General features: G+C 49.1%; 14 protein-coding genes and 1 riboswitch. Of the genes, 9 read left to right on the top strand and 5 right to left on the bottom strand.

The window, feature by feature from the left end:
- Positions 1 to 36 precede the first annotated feature (36 nt).
- A complete protein-coding gene (locus tag B9Y59_RS08595) occupies positions 37 to 3,288 on the bottom strand; it encodes a 5'-nucleotidase C-terminal domain-containing protein (protein ID WP_085532954.1) in 3,252 nt (1,083 codons plus the stop codon).
- A 227-nt stretch (positions 3,289 to 3,515) separates the two neighbouring features.
- Here B9Y59_RS08595 and sdaAB point away from each other — a divergent pair, with 227 nt between their 5' ends.
- Positions 3,516 to 4,187 (top strand): L-serine ammonia-lyase, iron-sulfur-dependent subunit beta, encoded by a 672-nt coding sequence (gene sdaAB / locus B9Y59_RS08590; protein ID WP_085532952.1) that lies wholly within the window; start codon positions 3,516 to 3,518, stop codon positions 4,185 to 4,187.
- Positions 4,188 to 5,057 (top strand): L-serine ammonia-lyase, iron-sulfur-dependent, subunit alpha, encoded by an 870-nt coding sequence (gene sdaAA / locus B9Y59_RS08585; RefSeq protein ID WP_054324245.1) that lies wholly within the window; start codon positions 4,188 to 4,190, stop codon positions 5,055 to 5,057.
- An 85-nt stretch (positions 5,058 to 5,142) separates the two neighbouring features.
- On the opposite strand, the gene B9Y59_RS16195 is transcribed toward sdaAA, so the two are convergent.
- Entirely contained in the window at positions 5,143 to 5,607 is a 465-nt protein-coding gene (locus B9Y59_RS16195) for a hypothetical protein (protein WP_242967392.1), read from the bottom strand.
- 1,138 nt (positions 5,608 to 6,745) lie between these two features.
- Here B9Y59_RS16195 and B9Y59_RS08575 point away from each other — a divergent pair.
- Complete coding sequence (locus B9Y59_RS08575) at positions 6,746 to 7,801, top strand: alpha/beta fold hydrolase (protein ID WP_085532948.1); 1,056 nt, start codon at positions 6,746 to 6,748, stop codon at positions 7,799 to 7,801.
- 157 nt (positions 7,802 to 7,958) lie between these two features.
- On the opposite strand, the gene B9Y59_RS08570 is transcribed toward B9Y59_RS08575, so the two are convergent.
- Complete coding sequence (locus B9Y59_RS08570) at positions 7,959 to 8,537, bottom strand: folate family ECF transporter S component (protein ID WP_143255277.1); 579 nt, start codon at positions 8,535 to 8,537, stop codon at positions 7,959 to 7,961.
- A gap of 90 nt (positions 8,538 to 8,627) precedes the next feature.
- A riboswitch (THF riboswitch) is annotated at positions 8,628 to 8,725 on the bottom strand.
- Between the two features lie 542 nt (positions 8,726 to 9,267).
- Between B9Y59_RS08570 and B9Y59_RS08565 the strand changes: the two genes are divergently transcribed.
- Together B9Y59_RS08565 and pdaA are read left to right on the top strand one after the other, a co-directional pair.
- Complete coding sequence (locus B9Y59_RS08565) at positions 9,268 to 14,949, top strand: GLUG motif-containing protein (RefSeq protein WP_085532945.1); 5,682 nt, start codon at positions 9,268 to 9,270, stop codon at positions 14,947 to 14,949.
- Positions 14,950 to 15,222: 273 nt separating this feature from the next.
- Positions 15,223 to 16,029, top strand: coding sequence for a delta-lactam-biosynthetic de-N-acetylase (pdaA, locus tag B9Y59_RS08560; protein WP_054323442.1), 807 nt, complete (start codon positions 15,223 to 15,225; stop codon positions 16,027 to 16,029).
- 286 nt (positions 16,030 to 16,315) lie between these two features.
- Here the strand turns inward: pdaA and B9Y59_RS08555 are convergent, their stop codons facing one another.
- Together B9Y59_RS08555 and B9Y59_RS08550 are read right to left on the bottom strand one after the other, a co-directional pair.
- Entirely contained in the window at positions 16,316 to 16,780 is a 465-nt protein-coding gene (locus tag B9Y59_RS08555; RefSeq protein ID WP_054323441.1) for a divergent PAP2 family protein, read from the bottom strand.
- A complete protein-coding gene (locus tag B9Y59_RS08550; protein ID WP_085532943.1) occupies positions 16,777 to 17,559 on the bottom strand; it encodes a TVP38/TMEM64 family protein in 783 nt (260 codons plus the stop codon). Before B9Y59_RS08550 ends, B9Y59_RS08555 begins: the two co-directional genes overlap by 4 nt.
- A 136-nt stretch (positions 17,560 to 17,695) precedes the next feature.
- Between B9Y59_RS08550 and B9Y59_RS08545 the strand changes: the two genes are divergently transcribed.
- From B9Y59_RS08545 to B9Y59_RS08530, 4 genes are all read left to right on the top strand, one after another.
- Positions 17,696 to 18,631: a tRNA modification radical SAM protein MnmL/YtqA gene (locus B9Y59_RS08545; protein ID WP_085532941.1), complete on the top strand. Its 936-nt coding sequence runs from the start codon at positions 17,696 to 17,698 to the stop codon at positions 18,629 to 18,631.
- 330 nt (positions 18,632 to 18,961) lie between these two features.
- Positions 18,962 to 20,020 (top strand): alcohol dehydrogenase, encoded by a 1,059-nt coding sequence (locus B9Y59_RS08540; RefSeq protein WP_085532939.1) that lies wholly within the window; start codon positions 18,962 to 18,964, stop codon positions 20,018 to 20,020.
- A gap of 13 nt (positions 20,021 to 20,033) precedes the next feature.
- Entirely contained in the window at positions 20,034 to 20,591 is a 558-nt protein-coding gene (locus B9Y59_RS08535; RefSeq protein WP_085532937.1) for a hydrolase, read from the top strand.
- Positions 20,592 to 20,605: 14 nt separating this feature from the next.
- Entirely contained in the window at positions 20,606 to 21,775 is a 1,170-nt protein-coding gene (locus B9Y59_RS08530) for an alanyl-tRNA editing protein (protein ID WP_054323438.1), read from the top strand.
- The last annotated feature ends 101 nt before the right edge of the window (positions 21,776 to 21,876 follow it).

Genomic DNA, 21,876 nt, shown 5'->3' with positions numbered 1-21,876 from the left:
CCTTCTCTGTTTTTATACTTTTGGGAGGAGATCCTTTTAATCGATGGTAACGCTACAATGACGTTGTGGCGCAGTGCCGGGGAGTTGTGTATACACTCCTGCACTCTGTCCAGATGTCCCAATTGCATAGACACGGAAATAAAAATCATTTCCAATTTGAGCGACAAACTGCGTTTTTAGAATGGAGCCGTCTCCAACTGTGAAATTAGGAACCAATCCATTCCCATTGATCACTGTCATTTTGAAGCAATAAGCAGAACCGTGCTTCAGAGAGAATGGCAGAGTCGTATCGCAGACTACATATGCCTTTGGAGCAGATGCACCAACAATGGCGGTTCCCTCTGCTCCATAAAGGGAAGCAGACGAATTCGACTTTGAGGAAGAACCGCTCTGATGGTGCTGAGAGGTCGAGAGGCTCTTCAACACAGTGCGTAGATTTTCCTCTTCGGCGGCAATCGCTTCTTCATCGGCAAACGGATCAGCAAGTGTGTTTAAAGCGCGGTCCAATGCGGATTCTAGACGAGCAGCATCCTTTGCGTTCAGACGATTTGCTGGAACCTGTTGTGCTTCTTCGATCAGGGCTTTCAAAGCATCTTTGTTGGGAATCTTGCGCAATTCGGCAATTGCCGTGTTTAAAGCAGAAGCCGCTTGATCGACCTGCTCTTGTAAACATTCCTCCGTAATTTTACAAGCAGCGGCGAGTGCATCCCGGAAAGCTTTGAATGAATCTTGATGAATGTCCACATACTCACTTTCGAGTTTTGGCTCAATTTCATTGGCTTTGTCGATCAACAGCTGCAATTGGTGGAGATCTGCTTTATATTGAAGGGTATCAATCGCAGAGGAAAGAGCCTGACGAGCTTCCTGAATCTCATCCTCCATTGCATCGGGGTTGTCATAGACAATCTGTGCGGCCTCTAGAGCTTTTTCAAACGCATTCCAACTGGATGTAGTAAAATCATCCTTTTGCAGAAGATCGGCGACTGCAAGGAGCTCTTCGAGAGCCGTTTTATCGCCAGCCTGGAAAGAGAGGTACTGGATTGCGTCCATCAATTTTTGCCAGGCGGTATCGATCTCTTCTTGCATGACATCCTGTGTATCATCGATCTGTTTAGCCTTTTCCAGGGCTTTATCGAAACGCTTTTGAACGGTGGGAACAGCGCCAGCATATTCCTCGCTATCCTGCAAGCCTTCCGCAATTTGGATCACTGTGCGCAGAATTTCTTTATTTACAACTGTGAATTGGAAATCCAGCAGAACGGTCCCATTGGGCATATCAAAAGAGTGCGTGTACTCTTCAGAGCTATCCAGTACGAGGGGCTCTCCATTCAATGTTGCAGAAGCAAGTTTCCGTCCAGAGACTGTGGGAGCAAAGGTCAGTTCAACCGACTCACCTGCCATGACGGAAGCTTGATAGTTGCCAGTGAGGTTTGCAAAGCCAACGTCGCCATCTGCCAGGGAGAGTTGTACCTTCTTGGGATCAAAGGTGGCATAGAGTGCATGCGCCGCATCCGGGACATCGCTTTCCCGCCCATAAATACGCCAGGTACTGGTGATTTCTGGGGAGATCGTTCCCTGCTCTCGGATATACTCTGCGAGCAAATTGCGAACCTGTCCTTCGTCCTCGCCAATCTGTTCCTGGGTGGAGAAAGTCACTCGGCTCTTGTCATCTGGCTGCATGGTAGGCACATGTGCGATATAGTCACCACCGCCGGTGAAACGATAGTTGTTCATTGCAACGGTAAAGATTTCATCGTCAGAGACGGGGCGCCCCTGGTAGGTCATATTTTGGATGCGTTCCCCTTCTGGCGCATAAAGATGAATTTCGTAATCCATACCGTATAGGACGTCTAAATAGATACCGCCGCCGCTGACCGCACCGGTTTCCGGATTCACCCGGTACTTCGTTGCAGCAAACTCCATCCAGTCTTTAATTTCCCGGACAGACATTTTTACACTGTATAACCAGTTTTCATACTTGTAAAGACGGTACATCAGCCCCAGGGAAATGTCCCCTTTGGGGATCAAATTTTCGCCGCCTCCAGACGTCAGGGGGGCACAAATGGAAAGTTGCGCCCCAGTTGCCTCGATCTGAACCTTGTTTACCAAGTCCATAAAGGCGCTTGGCGCCAATGCAAGATCTTTAGAGGAGAAATCTCCGGTTGCAGTTCCAAGCGGTTGTTCCAGATATTCCCATGTGCGGTCTTCATAGGGCTGTAAAGCAGCCTTTAACTCTGCATCTTCTTCAACTCCGCGCATGCTGATAATTTCCTTGGAGGCGACGGTGACCTTTTCGCCTTCGGCGGCGTCAGGATTTACCACCAAATCTACATAAGCTAACCCATTTGCCTTTGTGCCAGGGCTTACAACGGGGATTTCTTTTCCTTCCTTATTGGTGACAGTAGCATTGGCGTTGCTGATATGAAGATGGCCGCTGAATACCAAGTCGATGCCTGTTGTGTTTTCAATGAGTGCACGAACTTGGTTTTCCGAATTCTCCGGATGAGCGCCATCTTCCGAATGCTCACTTTCTACGCCGGCGTGTGCCGCGACGACAATGACGTCACAGCCCTCTTCCTCTTTCATAATGTCAATGTAATGTTCATAAGTAGGGACGAAATTACGAAAATCGATTCCCTCGTAGTTTTCGGCTTTTTCCCATTGCGGGATATTCGGTGTATCAACACCAAGGACGCCAACCTTGACGGTTGTTCCCGTTTCCGCATCTTCAAATTCTTTTACAATGTAGGCTTCGTTGCCCTCCCAAGGTTCCCACTCCGTTCCCTCTTGTACAAAGTTGGCAGCAAGGACCGGAACACGGCTTTCGTCTCCCGAAGAGGGCGCCTTGGCCTGGTCCATTTGGCGTGTCAGAATATCCAGGCCGTAGTTAAATTCATGGTTGCCTAGTACCCATGCGTCATATCCCATAAGACGCAACGCCTTGATCGCTGGGTCAACTTCTTCCGGAACCTCGAAGGCGTGATAATACGTCAACGGTGTACCTTGTATGGTATCTCCCACGTCGATCAGAAGAGAATTGGGATTTGCCTCACGGAGCTCCTTGACCTTTGTGGCGACTCGAGTCAGACCACCACTTGTAGTCCCGTGCGTTGAATAGTCGGTTGCTAAGATTGCGCCGTGAACGTCGGAGGTTGCCATGACCTGCACGTGCATCCCATCGAGATCCTCAACAGGAGCTGCCGCGGACGCTGTTGTCGGTACCCATACGCTAAACAGCATTGCGACCGACAAGGTTAACGCCCAGAATCTTTGCTTGATTTGTTTCATTTTGATTCCTCCTTCTCCTTTTTACGTGGCAACGAATTGCCTTCTACTTGTTCATATTAGCACAAGTTTCCAGTTTCATAAAGTGTTTTGTTATAAAATAATCGTAAAATTAAGGAAATAATAAAATATTCTGTTGGAATTGGAACATTTTTTCACAAGCCTTGTCATAATGAGGAATCTAAGATTACAATAAGGGATAGAAAGTTTTCTTGGAAGCAGGGGTATGAATGAGTATTTTTGATATTTTAGGACCAGTGATGGTGGGGCCATCCAGCTCGCACACAGCGGGCGCTGTACGAATCGGGTATATTACACGGGAACTCTTGGGGGAAGAGCCAGTGGAGATTGCTATGTTTTTGCATGGCTCATTTGCAGAAACCGGAGAGGGTCATGGGACAGACCGAGCGTTGATTGCCGGTGTATTGGGAATGCAGCCCGACGATGAACGCATCCCTCATAGCTTTGAACTTGCACGGGAAAGTGGAATTTCGATTGAAAAAGCGAGCATTCACCTGCGCAATGTACATCCCAATACGGTTTTGTTAAAAGTAACGGGACAGAATAACCGGGTACTCGAAGTGGTGGGTTCGTCGCTGGGTGGAGGACGTATTCAGATCTGCCAAATCGATGGGATGAAAACCCGATTCAGTGGAGAAGCGCCTACTTTAGTGGTACGTAATTTCGACCAGCCTGGTCACGTTGCAGACGTCACAAGGCTTTTGGCAGAGGAGCAGGTGAACATCGCCTCCATGCATATTTCCCGCGATGTACGCGGCGGATATGCTGTGATGGTAATTGAGACAGATCATCCCATTCCAGAACCTCTACTAAAAAACTTAAGAACTCTTGACGGAATTTTACAAGTGACCTGTATCAACCTTAGTAGGGAGGAGAAATAAATGAGCTTTCAATCCATTGAAGAGCTTCTGCATACAGCAGGAAGCGGTCCGCTGTGGCAAGCAGTCCTGAAAGAGGATTGTAAAGATCGCAACGTGGAAGAACATGCATCGTTTGAACGTATGAAGGGAATGTGGAACGCGATGTGCGCTTCAGATCGTGCCTATGATGGAGCGTTGCATTCGGCAAGTGGCCTAGTGGGTGGAGATGGAAACAGGGTTCAGTATTCTGTTGAAAAAGGGAGAACAATCTGTGGTACTTTTCTGGGCGAGGTTATCGCCAGAGCTTTAAAAATGGGGGAGTCCAATGCTTGTATGAAACGAATTGTCGCTGCGCCTACTGCAGGCTCTTGCGGCGTAATTCCGGCAGTATTGATTACCTATCAGAAACATTATGGGACAAAAGACGATGAAATGGTGCAGGCCTTGTTTGTGGCTGCGGGGTTTGGACAGGTTATTGCCGAACGTGCCAGCATCGCAGGCGCACAAGGCGGCTGTCAGGCAGAAATTGGCTCAGCGTCGGCCATGGCTGCCGCTGCCGCTACCGCCCTGCGGGGAGGAACTTCTGAGATGGCATCGCACGCTTTTTCTATGGCCCTGAAAAACCTGTTGGGCCTGGTATGTGATCCAGTTGCCGGTTTGGTCGAGGTGCCTTGTGTCAAGCGCAATGTGGTGGGAGCGGTCAATGCCCTCGCTTGCGCCGATATGGCCCTCGCTGGTGTGGAAAGTCGTATCCCACCCGATGAAGTGATTGACGCTATGCGCGAAATAGGAGATGCAATGCCGTCATCTTTAAAAGAGACGGGAAAGGGTGGACTTGCAGCAACGCCAACCGGTTGCCGAATTTGCCAGCAGATGAAGAACTTGTTTTAAACGGAAAGATTATCAAGAGCGAATTCAAAAGAAGGCCCCCAGCCGATTGTTGGCTGGGGGCCTTCTTCCGATCGTTTCTTTTGTATTAAAGATCGCTGATTTTATGAATGGTGATGTTAATCCCAGTATATAAAAATGATTGGCCATCTCCGACCACGTTGAGTGTAGCCGGTACAGTTGTAACGGGAACAATCTGTGAGAATGAGAAATTGACGACTTCTCCGGAGGTTTGGAATGTGTGGCTAATATCAGTTCCCAATACTTGCGCCCCCTGCAATTGCAAATAGACAATAATTACCATTGGAAAAGTAGGAGAACCAAAAGGGCTGATGGTTCCGTGGAAAGAAACCTCATAGTAACCGGTTTGCTGAATTAGAAAATTTGCGGTTCTGGGTGTATGAACAATTGCGCTACCCTGAATTGCTCCATCTCGGTCAAAAACGAAGGGGGTTCGGTTAGCTCCTGGTTGAGGAGGAGTGGAATAAGCTGTATACAGTTCAGAGGAAATCCCGCTACCACCGGTTGCCCCTCTGGGGATGACAAAGTTCAAAATTGCGTTTTGTTCAGTTCCTGAGTTGGTAACTTCTGCAGGTGTCCCGGGTTCCCCTGTAGTAACTGTTCCGATCTGAATCGTTGCAGCATTTCCTTGAGGCCCGGTTGCACCCGTTGGACCTGTATTACCAGCTATTCCTTGTGGACCCTCTGGCCCAGGGACCCCTTGAATCCCCTGAACGCCTGTTGGCCCTGTAGCACCGCGTGGGCCGGTTGTACCGACTGGCCCGGTTGGTCCAGTAGGTCCTTGTAAACCTCGTACACCAGTCGGCCCCATTGGCCCAACGGGGCCTGGAGCTCCTTCTGGTCCCTGTGGGCCGGTAGAACCCATGCTGCCGGTTGGCCCAGTCGGCCCAGTCGGTCCGGTGTTACCGGTAGGCCCAATGGGACCCGTAACACCTTGTAGGCCGCGTACACCAGTCGGCCCTATTGGCCCAACGGGGCCTGGAGCTCCTTCTGGCCCCTGTGGTCCGGCGGGCCCCATGCTGCCGGTCGGTCCAGTAGGCCCAGCCGGTCCGGTGTTACCGGTAGGCCCAATGGGACCTGTAACGCCTTGTAGGCCGCGTACGCCAGTGGGACCAATGGGTCCAGCGGGTCCAGGGGCCCCTTCCGGTCCTTGTGGCCCTGTGGAACCCGTATTACCGGTTACACCAGTAGCGCCAGTTGGCCCGGGAATACCGGCGGGGCCCATCGGCCCCGTGGGACCTTGAAGGCCGCGTACGCCAGTGGGTCCGACTGGTCCAGCGGGCCCGGGAGCCCCTTCAGGCCCCTGCAACCCGGTGGGTCCTGTATTTCCGATAGGTCCCGGAACGCCTTGTGGGCCTTCTGGCCCAGGGACACCTTGAATCCCCTGCGGGCCTGTGGGGCCGGTTGCACCTCTGGCTCCCGTGGGGCAGAGGCATCCGGGCGGTGGACAAGGGACCCAACAGGGTGGACAAGCATTGCAATTGTGATTTGAGTAGATATTCAAAAAATCACCTCCTGACCTTATCAGTGTATGCAGGGCAATCCGTAAGGGAATTTCGATCTTATTTGCATACATTTTGTGAACATCATTTCTTGACATATTCGGAAATACATGGTAGTGTGAAGCTGTCAATATTTGGCAAATTATAAAATATTTTGGAGATGATAAGATGAATCGTAAATGGTTGGCATGTTTTTTGGCAGGGGCAATGCTTCTGGCAGCCCTAGGTGGTTGTGGAACCCAGCAGGATACGGTATCGAGCGAACTACCAGATAGCAGCGAGACCTCTTCCAGCGAGGTTTCCTCGCAGGAGGAAGTGTCGTCCGCTGCACCGGTCTCTGAGGGACAAGAGGATTGGTCTACACTGGTATCCGTTGATTGGGAAGAAAACAGTATGGATCTGGATACGGGCATCAAGATGACCTACTTGACTTGTGGGCCAGAAGATGGAATTCCACTGTTGCTGATTCACGGAGCGACCGACAGCCGTATTTCCTGGTCGCAGGTGGCGCCAAAGTTGGCAGACGCCGGTTTCCGTTGCTATATTCCGGAATTACGCGGACATGGTAAGACCGATAAGCCTGAGGCAGGAGAAGAGGGATACACTGCGGAAATGCATTGTGCGGATGTCCTGAATCTCATGGACAAGTTAGAAGTTGAAAAATTCATTCCGGTAGGTCATTCTCTAGGTTCTCTGATTGCACAGGAGATTATGATTACGGCGCCTGAACGTGTAGAGCGTGGCGTTTTGATTTCCTCCAGCACCAAGATGGGCGGTAATCCAACGCTCGATTGGATTTTGCAGGGCGATGGGACCGATTTCTTAGGCGTTCGCGGGTATGATGAAGAACAGAAAATTCCGGATGACTTCATCAAATCTTGGACGGAAACTACCAACGAGGATGAAAATTTCTGCAAAGCGATCTATGAACATGCTTCTTCATTGCCTTATGCAGATTGGTACAATATCTTTGGAGGTTGTTCAACATTTGACAGTACGGATAGGCTTTCCAGCGTAACATGCCCGGTGGACATCATTTGGGGTTCGGCTGATGTATTCTTCTCACAGGAGGACGAGGAACAACTTCAGAAGGCCCTGAGCAATGCAGAAGTGAACTTCTGTCCGATCGAGGGCGCAAGCCACAATATCCACTGGGACAGTGCAGAAACCTGTGAGGCAGTTGCCTCTGAGATCATACGTTTTGCAGGGGAATCGACGCTGTAAGTGAGAAGGCGTTTTTTGGGAACCTCCTATTGACAAACAGAAATCTGTGATGCTTAATAAAAAAAGCAACGCCAGTCCATTGGCGTTGCTTTTTTATTTTTCTCTTTTGAAAACGAAAATGCTTTCTCATCGCCTAGGGTTCAAAAATATTGGACCATTATGCAGCAAACACACGCCGGGAGATCTTTTGTACGGCTTTTCCAACGATATAGAGTAAAGCGATCTCCACAGGTAGTAGCATTAAATTTTTGGTTAGGCGCACAGGGAACAAAGCGGTAAAAGATTTTCCATACAGGATGACCATCCAAAACGTGTTTAACAAAACGTTTAACAGAAGGCTAATGGACGCTTTTGCAACGATTGTACGTGGTAAAGAAATGGGACGACGATACAGAAAAAATCCGTAAATCAGGCCGCCCAGCGCAGCCGTGATGGTAAAGCCAGGAAAATAGGCGCCATCCGGCCGAATCAGATAGGACAGTACATCTCCCACCGCACCCGCCGTAGCTGCTACCACAGGGCCATAGAGCATACCGGTGATTGCATTGGTCAAGAAGCCGAAACCGACGCGCATCTGTGGGGTCAGATACACATGGACGCTGGCCAATGCAATGTTCATAGCGATCATCATGGCAGTTACAACGATGGTCTGGGGCTTCTTTTGCTCAGCAGCAGATTCACGAAGTAAGGTAGCAAAGCGAGGGGGATTCAGAGAGTTGTTGGTCAATTTGGACATAAAAAAGACACCTCCATCAAATTCATCGCGGAAAAGCAGGCACGTCAAAAAACGCACATATTGCCGCAAGATGGGATGTCCCAATGATGCAGCAGCGGGATGCGGAGGTCGCACCGCAAGCAAATGCTTTTCGTTCAGCGGCAACTCCCCGTCCGACTGACACTTTACGCGCGAACCCCTACTCTGCTTTATTCGACTGTAAACCAGATTATAGCATACTTTACAGAGAAGTACAAGTGTTGCATGGCATCACATTCATGAACAAAATGGTCAGATTTTCTTAATTGTTGGAATCACAATCGAAATGAATAAGGCGGCCGTATATTATAACATTATCAAATTAATCCAAAATATTTTATATTTAAATTATATCATTTATAAATAGAATAATATGTATTGAGAAAATTATTATCTTCATCACAGGAAAAAAGGTGCATGAAAAGGGAATTAATGTACACTTTTGCATACTCATAAGGGTTGGTGCTTGCGAAAAAATTCCATAAAATGTTATAATACACATATTAATTAGGAGACAAATATGAGGAAATATTGTGCAAAATGCCCTTTTTAAAGGCGGAAGTTTCATCATACTGTCTCTAAATTCTATATTTCCATTGAAATATAGAAGAAATAATAAAAAGGGGGAGTGTATGAATCTGCCGGGATGAAAAAGGCAGAGAACCAAACTGAAAAGTAGTGGGAAGAAATAAAGAAGGAGGTCTAAAAGTAGATGAGACAAAAACGTTCGACGAAGATCTTATCTTTGCTGCTGTCACTGACCATGGTCCTGGGAATGTTCACAGGAAATCTTGCATTTGCGGCGGAAAAAGACGTGAAAGACTCGACAACATCTTTCCTGTCTAAGACTTCGACGGAAGGCGAGACTCGTACGTATGTCCTGCATCCCTCTGGATTAACAAAAGGAATGTCGGTTGTCGTACCGATCGGTGAAACAGCGGTTGTCAGCTGGGAGTGGGATCAAGAGGAAAACGGCTATATCCCTCACATCAACGGCGTAAAAATGAGCGATGATCTGACGTTTGATGCAGAAGCCATTGCTCCGATTGTATGTAATCCGCTTAGCGATGACGGCAAGCAGGTTGTCGGCGGCCTTCAGAAAATTCGTTCTGTCCCGGATCAGGAATATGTCCTGGCGCCGACAGAGGAGACGACGGATGAGGAACTGGATATCCTTGTGGGGAGACACTCTCCGGACGTACCGTATACGATCCAGTACATAGACCAGGACGGAGTCTTGGTGAAAGAAGTCGAGAAAGTAGCCACACTGTTTGACGATGAATTCTTTGTGAGCTCTTCCATGAAAGATCTTAAGGATTTGGAAGACATCGATGAAATTGAGATCCTTCGTCCAACCTACACAACGATCAATGTGACAAAGGATGAATATGGCAATAATGTCGCGATTCCGGATGTCGTACAGTTTAACGTGAAGGTTACCCGCTATTCGGCGACAAGGGATATCACCATCCGTTATATGATGGGTAACACAGAGGTTGGAACGGGAACGGTTACCCTGAACCGCGGCGACCCTACGGTTACAATCCATGCCGAAAATCCACCCGAGAGTTATTATTTTAGCCCAGAGGATCAGTCTTATAAAGCAGAGTACACAGATGATGGTAAAATTAAAATTGACGGCAGAGTCGTTACAGGCGATCCGGTGATTACCTTTACGGTGAAAAAGACGCCGCCTCCGAAGGCCTATTACGACATCGTTGTCAATGGAGAAAAAGCGTTTACCCTGGGGATTGGCGAGGGAACCTCTGCAACCTTACAGTGGAAGAAATACCAGCCGCCGTATGTTGACGGATATCCGCAGAAGCCAGCCTACAACCGTCTGGAATTGGTAACAGGCGGAAAGACCTATTATCCGGAAACGGTAACAGATTCGGATGGGACGGAAACAAACGGCTTTAAGTCTCATGAAATTGTTTTGAACGGTAAAAACATCGACGTGACCGGCGCATACAATATGCCGCAGGAAGTCCGCGATGTTCCCCTTGACAGTACCATCGAGCCTATGGTAATTGACCTGACCACGGAAAAAGGCGATGCTGAAAAGTATCCGAAGAGCGCTCCAAAACAGATGGCTGTGACCATCACGAATCAGGTTCCGGTTGTCACAGGAGTCAAGATTTCTCATCCAAATGAGAAGATTGAAAAGGGAACCACCGAACACTTTACGGCAACGGTGGAGGGCGAACATGTATCGCAAGAAGTCACATGGTCGGTGATCGGAACAAAACACAGCTCCATCGATGCGGACGGTGTCCTGACTGTTCCGGAAGAGGAACCTTATGATATTTTCCGGGTTCGTGCAACGTCGGTAGATGATCCAACGAAGTATGCGGAGGTTGAAGTAAGGCTCGTCCCAGCCGGCATGCCGCAGGGAGCCGGCACGGAAGAAGATCCTTACATCATTACGACCGCCAAGGAACTCAATGCAATGCGCGAGCTGTCCAGTACGTATTCGCCCGAGTATTTCAAAATTGCCAACGACATCGATCTGTCGGAATATGCAGATACCTGGACGCCGATTGGCGACGATTATAACCAGGAATTCGGCGGCATTGTCGATGGCAATGGAAAGACCATCCGCGGCCTAAATGTGGATCAGGCGGATGGAAAATATGTGGGGCTTTTTGGCTATCTCAGAAATTCTACCATTAAGAATTTAACCGTCGAGGTTGAGAAAGTCAATGGACGTACGTATATGGGCGGTTTGGCCGGTTATGCCAATGATTCCATTATCGATCATTGTGCAGTGCGTGCGGCGTCTGAGGATAGTATCATTTCCGGTTCCAGCAACGCTGGCGGCCTGGTTGGTACGGCCCTGGGAACAACGGTTACAAATTCCTATGCAGAAGTTGACGTGAAGGCGGCTAAGTTGGTCGCAGGCCTGATCGGCAGCTTTAGCGGCGATACTTCCGTATATGTAGAGAACTGCTATGCGACCGGCGACGTCACTTCGACCAATACCGATTTGAACACCCATATTCACGCGGGCGGTCTGATCGGCAACGCACAGAAGGCGGACATCCGCAACTGCTTTGCAACAGGTGACATTACAGCAACCGGTATTCGCATCGGCGGCTTGACTGCAACTCTTGCAGCGGCAACCAAGGGCGTGGGCATTGAGAACAGCTACGCATCCGGCACAATCCATGCGGGAGAAGGCTCCACATGGGTTGGCGGTTTGGTTGGTTCCCTGCAGAGCAGTGCTGTTCTTAAAAATACATACTATAATAGCGAGTGCGGTGTAGAGGCCGGCTGTGGAACCGTTTCCAGCGGTCTGGAGGATACGTCTGTCGGCAAGACGGAAGCAGAACTCAAGAGCCGCGATTTTGCATTGTTGCTCAATGCAAATACAGCCTCGGAATCCTCATGGGCAAAATGGGGCTTTGACGCGAATGTCAACAACAGCTACCCGGTCCTGACTGGGATCGGCGTCGGTACAGATGTCGATGAGGTTACAGAGGAAGATCAGTATGTCCACTACAACGTTATGCTGGACAATGTCGGCGGACTGCTACAGACCAATTTTGAAATCGATGTCAAAGTAGGCGACACACTTCAGCTTGGTTATGAATATGCGGTAACGGCAGATTCCAGAGACGACTTTGGTTATTGGCTTACGATCAATGGTAAGAAGGTGTCTCCTAACAAAAATAACGGAAAATTCTATTTTGAATATAATGGAGAAACCATCCAGGTAGGCGCCAATATCGGTTGTATCACTTCGAAGTTGCCGCCAGAGAATCCTCCGGCGCTCGTTCCGACAGAGGACATGGTTGGGGAAACGCAGAATGTCATCATGCCGCTGCGCGACTTTACCCAGAATGTAATCACCATTCCGATCGTAGCAGGTAACTGGTATGACGAGCAGGTCGGTTCGTTCACCTTTGAGGTGGATCATTACACCAAGAGCGACCGTTTCCAAGTGAGCAAGCTCACGCAGTCCAACATTGACGTCACAATGAATGAGGGCTATACCATTGAAGACTGTGTACCGGAAAGCTCGATGGGCTATGCTGTGGTCATGGGTGCAGATGGTGTCGCACGTTTGGGGACTACATCCCCGGCGTTGAATCAGTTCCGCGTGGAAGTCACAAAGGAAGAGACGGTCACCTTCAAGAGCGCAGGAAATGGCTTCTTGAATGATTTGACGAATGCACAAACGCCAGTAATTGAAACAGGAGCGATTGGTTCCGAAGTTCCGGTTCCGACAACTCGTCCGGCCAGCGGCTGTGAGTTTGTTTACTGGACCAATAGTGAAGGCGAAAAGGTAGAGCTCGGCGAAACGGTAAAGGTTCCGCTTGGAGGAGAAACCTATACGGCACACTTTGCAAAGGTGAAGTATACTGTACGCTTTGAGATCACAGATCCGAAATATGGCACCTTGGTAGCCAAAGGAAGTGGCAGCACACAGGTCGATCCACAGACCGTTGAAGCGACAGGCTATGACTATAATACAGCCAGCTATCCAGAGGTTAAACCTGCAGATGGCTACACATGGTCCGGTTGGAGAGACAAGAATGATCCGGATGGTGAGATTCACAAGTGGGTAGGTACCTTCCAGTTCAGAGAGAATATCACCTATGAAGCGGTCATTGTTCCGGAGAACCATATTGACATTCAGTATCAGTTTGTGGCTCCTGGCGTAGAAAAACCGATTTTGAAGTATAGTGGTAAGCTGTTCTTGAATGAACCCAAGAATTTCATTACAGAAAAGACGATCGAAAATCTGGCAAAGAAGGGCTATCGTCTGGAACCGGCCGAGCAGGCAAATTGGGAAGTTCTTTACAGCGATGTCGGAGTCATTACGCTGAATGGCGAACCAGTTGAATGGCAAGGGCAGGATACCCTGATTACCTACACGGTTGTTCCAACGGCGCCACAGAGCTTGACGGTTTCGTATGGCAAGAACGTCAAGTTGGAAGTCAACGGCGTAAGCCAGCCGATAGCGGATCTAATCGGCAAGTATCAGTTAGATGAGGTGGAGAGCGGCACGGCATTCACCTTTACCTTTACACCTCGTGTAGACGGACAGGCGTTCCGTTCTGTTCAGATTGGCGACGCAGAACCGATTCTCATCAGTGGCACGTCCTATACGTATGAGTTCGAAATGCCGGTAACAGAGACCAATCTGAGCTTTACCTTTGAAATGACCGATAAGACGACGTTACAGCAGGTTTATGATTATGCGAAGACGTATGTCGAAGATGGAACCGTTGACAAGCTGATTGAAAGTGTAAAGACCGCTTTCATGGAAGCTTATAACCACGCCAAGACTGTTTTGGACGACCCGGCTGCAACCCAGACAGATATCAATGAAGCATGGGTTAGGTTGCTGGATATGATCCACTATCTTGAGTTTACCCCTGGCGATAAGGCAGACTTGCTGGAACTTTTGAAGATCGCCAATAGCCTGAATTCAGAAGATTACACAGCATCCAGTTGGGACGCCCTTGTTAAGATGCGTACCGCGGCTCAGTCCGTCGCAGACGATGCAGAGGCATTGGAAAATGACATTCAGAAGGCTCGTGATAACCTTTACAATGCGCTCATGGCGTTGGTATATGCGGCCAACCGCAGCCAGCTGGATCTGCTGATTGCAGAAGCAGAAGAAATTCTGCCGCAGTTGGAATCCAAGTATCGCCCGGATGGTCAGGAAGAATTCAAGGCAGCTTTGCAGGCTGCAAAGGACTTGACGGACGAAGCAACGCAGAGCGAGGTCGATCAAGCAGCGCTTCGCCTTTCCAATGCGATTGCAGCTCTGCGGTTGATCCCCAATCGAGATGAACTGAAAGCATTGATTGACGAAGTGAAGCGCTTGGATATGAGCGATTACACGGCTACGAGTGCTTCTGCTTGCCTGGCGGCATTGCACATCGCAGAAAATGCCTACAACAATGCGCAGGCAACTCCAAAGGAAATCATGGAAGCGTTTGATCTTTTGGAAGATACAAAAGCAAATCTGAAGATCAATAACAACCATAATAGTTCCAGCGGTTCCAGCAGTTCCGGCGGTAAGGGCGGCAGTTCTTCCGGTAGCACTGGTGGGACGGCAATTGCGGCGACGTCTCCAGTTGTAAATGCAGCTCAAAACGTTACCGTACAAGCTTCGGTTCGCAGTGATACCACCCTTCCGTTTACGCTCAAGAGAGGTAGTGCTTATTGCTTCAAGATGACAGTTACCAACGGCAGCACCGCAATGCCGAGCTTTACGGTGGGCAATGGTAGTGTATTGAAGACGCAATTCGTTGCAAAGAGCGGGAACGACTATTACTTCCGCGTATGGGCAATCGGAACTCCTGGACAGCAGACGGGCGTGTATACGCAAATGCCTGGTGAAAACCCGCAGTTCCATTGCGCAGTTACGATTGGATGATCTTTTAAAGGATTATTCGAAAGGATAGAAAGGCCCCCAGCCAGTCTTTTGTGATTGGCTGGGGGCCTTTTGTGATTTTCTTACAACGGGGGTATTCCTATGCGAATGGACGCATATGTATAGAATGGTAAAAGTGGATATGATGAAAGCAGAATTTTGATTAAGATGTAACCGGTCTACCTTTAACCGTTCTATCTACAACGATTTCGTACGTTTTCGTAATGATTCGCTTTTAAAAGATCTACAATACCATATAGAAATGGCGGTGAAACGATGGTTGTTGTAATCCGAAAGAAACAAATTCTTGCCGTGCTCCTTTGCCTGTTGCTTTTGGCAGCGGTCCCGGGAATTTTTCATCATGCTTCAACAGCAAGTGTGACAGCATCTGCACAGGCGAATACCAACTGGGGATTGAGTTTTCAAGAAGAGGGAAAAACGCCAGTCGGCAATGCATCCGCTGATTTTTTAAAGCAATATAATGCTTACTATGCGGGAGATCCGGCAAAAAAGACAATTTATCTCACATTTGACGCCGGGTATGAAAATGGCTATACCCCAGCCATTTTGGATACGCTGAAAAAGCACAACGTAAAAGCTGCCTTTTTTGTTGTGGGAAATTACATAGAAACCAGTCCCGACCTGGTCAAACGAATGGTAGAAGAAGGACACATTGTTGGAAACCACACCTACCATCATCCGGATATGTCGAAGATTTCTGCGATGGAAGATTTTCAGAAAGAGATCTCCTCCCTCGAGGCTTTATATAAGGAAACAACTGGGAAAGAGATGGAAAAATTTTACCGGCCTCCCCAAGGAAAATATAATGAGAGCAATTTAAAACAAGCACAGGAATTGGGATATAAAACGATTTTCTGGAGTTTAGCATATGTGGATTGGTATGTTGATAAGCAGCCCTCGAAGGAAGAAGCCTTTGATAAGCTGCTCCCACGTATCCATCCAGGGGCGGTTGTCCTATTACATAGCACGTCCAAGACGAATGCTGAGATTTTGGATGAACTTTTGAGCAAGTGGGAGGCAGAGGGTTATACCTTTGGAACCCTGCACGATTTGTGTGGATAGTCATGTGTTCCCAGCTTTCGATAAAAGAGGACGCTCCTTTTTATGCAGAGAGCCAGGGGCCGGCTGATACCTATTTTTGCCATTGCTCTCGTTCTTGAGACGATCGTTGGAAAAGAGGGTGTCCCAAAACTGCGAATTTTTCGATTCATAGGAAAGGGGCGTCCTCTTTCTGTTTGGGAAATATCTGCGTTTCTAAAAAAAGAGGGTATCCTTCCGTCATTTCATGACTTTTGGGATACCCTCTTTTTTATTTGTTCTATAGATCGTTTGGGGATTTATAAAATAGCTATGCAGAAAGTAAGGAAACACAGATGCCCAACAGAGCGCCACATAACACTTCAAATGGCGTATGCCCCAAAGATACCTCCAGGGTACCGATGGATTCTTTGATCTCAGCCATTTTTCCTGTTTTGTCGGTTTCCTCCAGATAATCCGCGATTTGATTGATCGCCTTTGCTTGCTCGCCAGCGGCGCGCCGTACGCCCATCGCGTCATATAGAACAACCGCAGCAAACGTCAGGGCGAGTGCAGCAATTGGGGAGGCAAAGCCGACCTCCTGTACCGTGGCGATTGCCACGGAACATCCCAGAGCGGAATGTGCGCTGGGCATTCCACCTGACTCAGACAACCGTTTTAGGTTGATCTTCTTGTTTTGTAATAAGAATATCCCCGTTTTAATCAACTGGGATAACATCCATGAGATAAATCCCACATTGATAATTCGGTTGCTGATCAGGAGCTGCCAATTCATTCAATTTCCTTCTTTCCGTTTGAATGTACGGTGATTTTTCGATAGATTAACAAACCAATCCCACTGATGATTGCAGTGGCAACGAAAACCAAAACCGCGAACGTATAATTCTGCATCCCAAGCGCTTCCCCGCCAATTGTGGATGTGATGATCGAGGGGATGCGAGCAATGCTGGAGAGGATCAGAAAGGTGCGCAATTTCATGGGAGTCAACCCAATAAAATAGGTAAACAGATCCTTGGGTGTACCAGGAATAAAAAACAAAATAAAGATTAATAGGTTTAGCTTTTTTGTATTCTGTAGAAACTTCAAAGATTGGAGTTTTTCCCTTGAGATGAAGGCCTCTACCATCCGGATTCCAAAGGACTTCGTAAGCCCATAAATGATAACGGACCCCACGGCTGCGCCGGCCAAACAGAGGAACATACCGGGTATTGCTCCAAATGCGTATCCCGCGCCGATCTCTACCGCTTCGCCGGGGATGATAGCAATGACCACCTGCAAAGCCATGATCCCTATCAATGTAAGCGGCCCCCAAATGCCTTGTTGCTCCACCCATACGCGAAAGGTTTTTCCATCCGCCAGAAATTCCATCAACTTCTGCCCGACGGTCGCTGCAAATACAATGGAAAATAGGAGAAATCCAATGAAAGATACCAAACTGACAATCCGTCTGCGCCGCAGATACGCAGAGTCCCCCTCCTTTTGGACATGCTTTAACGGCTTGTCCTTCGAATAAGAGGAAACGGTTTTGCAATACAATGGCCCTTCCTTAATCATATCGATACGCCCCTTGCACTTTTTGATTCTGCGTGCTATTCTACAAGTAAATTCTTACAAGTCTCCCCATGAATTTCTTAAAGAAATCTTAAAATGGGACAAGAAAAAACCTGTAAACGTGCAAGGAAGGGATGAAATGGAACATCCATTTCTCTATGCGGACGACAATAAACGATACCATACGCTCGCTTATCATTTGAAAAGGCGATTTGGAAGGCGGGTATTTAAAGCCTCTATCGATGCCGGTTTTACATGTCCGAATTTGGACGGTACACGAGGAACGGGCGGCTGTACCTATTGCCAGGGAGGCAGCGGCGCTTTTGCGCCTGGACCAGCTTTTTCGATCACAAGACAGATTCAGATCGAGCAGGCCCGCATTCACCTCAAGTGGAAGGATGCCCCCGTGATTGCCTATTTTCAGGCACACACCAATACATATGCGCCCCTACCCATCCTCCAGAAAAAGTACGAAGAAGCGCTTGCAGTGGAGGGGGTGTGCGGCTTGAGCCTCGCAACGCGGGCAGACGCATTGTCCACAGAGACAATCGATTATCTCGCAGAGCTTTCTCAACGGACGTATCTCACGGTGGAGTTAGGCCTACAGACAATCCATGACGAAACTGCGGTGAGAATCCATCGAGGGCACTCTTATGCGGAATTCAACCAGGCTTACCAGGCTTTGAAACGACGTGGAATTCGTGTCTGTGTTCATTTAATTGACGGGCTTCCAGGAGAGACGTTCCCCATGATGTTGGAAACAGCACGCGCTGTTGGACAATTGCGGCCAGATGCGGTAAAGCTGCATCTGTTGCACATCCTGCGCGGAACACCCCTTGCCGAAGCGTATACGGCTGGACGGTTTACCCCTATGACGCGGGAAGCTTACATCCATACGGTTTGCACACAGCTGGAATGGCTTCCGCCAGAAACTGTGATTGAACGTGTGACTGGTGATGGACAACGTGAAATGCTCTTGGCGCCGCTTTGGAGTCTTGATAAGATTGCCGTACTCGGCGGCATTGACCGCGAGCTGGCACGGCGCAATACGGTTCAAGGGGCGCGCTTTTCCTAAAAAGCCTCTTCTAAGAGTGTACGAGTGTTGGGAAAAAAAGTCAAGCGAATAAAGAGGAAAACACGAAAACCTGATCGATGGAAAGTAAGATCGAAAGAGAGAAATCACATAGGATTCTCATACAATCGGGAAAATCGATCCGATAGAGGTGTAAATATCGGAGGATTTGGGCCGCGCGCCCTTTCGAGACAGGTGGGAGATGGTGCCTTCGGAGGATCTCTAGAGGGAAATGGTGTGGGAAATACGCTATATTCCTGTGGAATGGGCAAGTCGAATGGGATGAAATGTACTTATAGAAATTTATTTATCTAGGAGAACAGGAGGATATCGATGCAAAAAACGATGTTAGCGGCGGTTTATCATGGGTTCGAGGATTTGCGCTTGGAAGAGCGCCCGATTCCCAAACTACAGGACCCGCGGGATGCCATTGTAAAAGTAACTCTTTCCACAATTTGTACCAGTGACTTGCATATATTGCATGGAGCGGTTCCGAGGGCTGTGCCGGGGACCGTATTGGGGCATGAATTTGTCGGAGAGATCGTTGCTATTGGAGAAGGTGTGAAAAAGCGGAAGGTGGGTGAACGTGTGGCAGCCAACTGTATCACTTTTTGTGGGGATTGTTGGTTTTGCCGCAAGGGATTTATCAACAACTGTACACATGGCGGTTGGGAGCTCGGCTGCCGAATAGATGGCTGCCAGGCAGAATATGTCCGCGTACCCTATGCAGACATGGGATTGACCAAAATTTTAGACAATGTAAAGGATGACGATGCATTGTTTTTGGGGGATATCCTATCCAGCGGCTATTTTGGTGCAGAGTTGGCAGAGATTCATCCAGGCGACACGGTTGCAGTGATTGGCGCTGGACCAGTGGGGCTTTGCGCTGCAATGTGTGCAGGTCTATTTGGCGCCGGAGATGTGATTATGCTCGATATTGACCCGGAGCGCTTGGAACTCGCCAAACAGCTTGGGCTTGCTACCTATGGGATTTGCCCTTCGGAGGTAAACGCGGAGGAGGCTGTTCGTTCTTTGACACAGGGCCGCGGCGCGGATGCGGTGATCGAGGCCGCGGGAGGGGCGGATAGTTTCCAGACCGCTTGGCAGATCGCCCGGCCCAATGCGGTTGTTGCGTTGGTTGCCATGTATGAGCAAGCGCAATCGCTTCCTCTGCCGGATATGTATGGAAAAAATCTGATCTTCAAAACAGGAGGAGTGGATGCGGTTCACTGCGAGCAACTGATGAAGCTGCTTTCTTGTGGAAAACTGCACACAGATTTCCTCATTACGCATCGCGCACCATTGAACGACCTTTTAGAAGGATACCGTATATTTGGCGGCAAGCAGGATCACTGCCTGAAATGGGCGGTTACACCGCCAGTCAGCCGATAGGGGGGAGTAAAAGATGATTCCGACAATAGAGCAAGCGCAAGCACTGCTGGAACAGTATAACCAGGAGGCCTTCCACCTTCGTCATGCTAAGATTGTCTCCGGTGTGATGGGCTGGTTTGCGAAGGAACTAGCGCCGGACGAAATTGCATTTTGGAAAGTGGTCGGTCTGTTGCACGACCTCGATTTTGAACGGTATCCAGAACAACATTGTATCAAAAGCCAAGAGATCATGCGGGAGAATGGAATCGATGAGCGCATAATCCGGGCCACCGCCAGCCATGCCTATCCGGCGGTAGACATCCGGCCCGAACATATCATGGAGAAGGTTCTCTATGCCACGGATGAACTCACTGGGCTAATCGGTGCAGTTGCATTGATGCGGCCCTCAAAAAGTGTTTCGGATCTAGAGGTGAAATCGGTTAAAAAGAAATTTAAGACGCCAAACTTTGCAGCGGGCTGTTCCCGTGAGGTGATTCAGGCGGGGGCGGACATGCTCGGTTGGCCGCTGGATGAACTGATACAAAAGACCATACTTGCCATGCGCAGCCTACAGGATGAGATGGAACTCTGAGGAGGACAACAACAATGGGACAGATACCGACACAGCGGCTTTATTATGAAGATGCTTATTTACAGAAGTTTACGGCAACGGTCACTGGGTGTGAGGCGCAGAAGGATGGCTTTACCGTTACCCTGGATCGCACCGCCTTTTATCCGGAGGGCGGCGGACAGCCCGCAGACCATGGGATACTTGGGGACGCCAAGGTGTTGGATGTCCAAGAACAGGGTGGCCGGCTGCTTCACACTACGGACCGCCCGCTCGAAGTAGGAACAACGGTGGAAGGGATAATCGACTGGCCGAGACGATTCCTGTTTATGCAGCAACACACCGGAGAACATATCGTCTCCGGAATTACCCACCGCCTGTTTCAATGGAACAATGTGGGGTTCCATATGGGTGCGCAGGCGGTCACGGTGGACTTCAATGGGGAACTGACCACAGATCAAATCGCGCAGGTAGAGCATCTGGCCAACCAGGCGGTCTATGAGAATCTGCCCGTGCAGGCGGAATGGCCCTCCAAGGAGGAGCTGGAGCAAATCGACTACCGCAGTAAAAAAGAGCTCGCTGGGGAAGTGCGGATTGTGACCATACCCGGTTATGATTGCTGTGCCTGTTGCGGCCTTCATACGGCACAGACCGGAGAAGTAGGCGCAATTAAAGTGGTTGCGATGCAGCGTTACAAAGGCGGCGTCCGGGTGACGCTACAGTTTGGAAGCCGTGCCTTGGCAGATTACGACGAAAAGTTGAAAAGCGTCACAGATATTTCGGTTCTTCTTTCGGCAAAGCCAGAGGAAGTGGTGGGCGCAGTAGAGCGCCTGCTTTCGGAACGGGACCATCTTCGGCAACAAGTTTATCAATTGCAACAGGAGATCTTTGCCCAGAAGGTTGCTGCGGTTCCAGAAGGCCAGGAGCGCGTCTGCTTTTTTGAGGAAGGACTCTCTCCGGATAGTCTGCGGAATTTCTGCTTGGCGCTCTCCGAGCGCGCAAGAACAGCGGTTGTTTTTTCCGGAACGGATGCAGATGGCTGGAAATATGCGATTGCAGGAAAGGAGGACGTCCGTTCCCTGGGGAGAGCACTCAACCAGAGGTTTTCTGGGCGCGGGGGAGGAAAGGCAGAGCTGGTCCAAGGGTCCGTACAGGGGACGCGGCAGGCCATTGAATCCTTTATTCTTAAGGACTTGCTGCCGTCCTAATGGCTATCAGCCGGAAAATTCATAGATAAATAGGGATCAATAAAATTCGATACATTTCGGTGTGCCCTCGGAGGGATTTTCCTTCCGGGGGCCTTTTTTGT

It is taken from the genome of Anaeromassilibacillus sp. Marseille-P3371, from assembly GCF_900169665.1.
In the GTDB taxonomy this organism is placed as follows: domain Bacteria; phylum Bacillota; class Clostridia; order Oscillospirales; family Acutalibacteraceae; genus Anaeromassilibacillus.
This window is presented reverse-complemented; position numbering and strand designations above follow the sequence as displayed.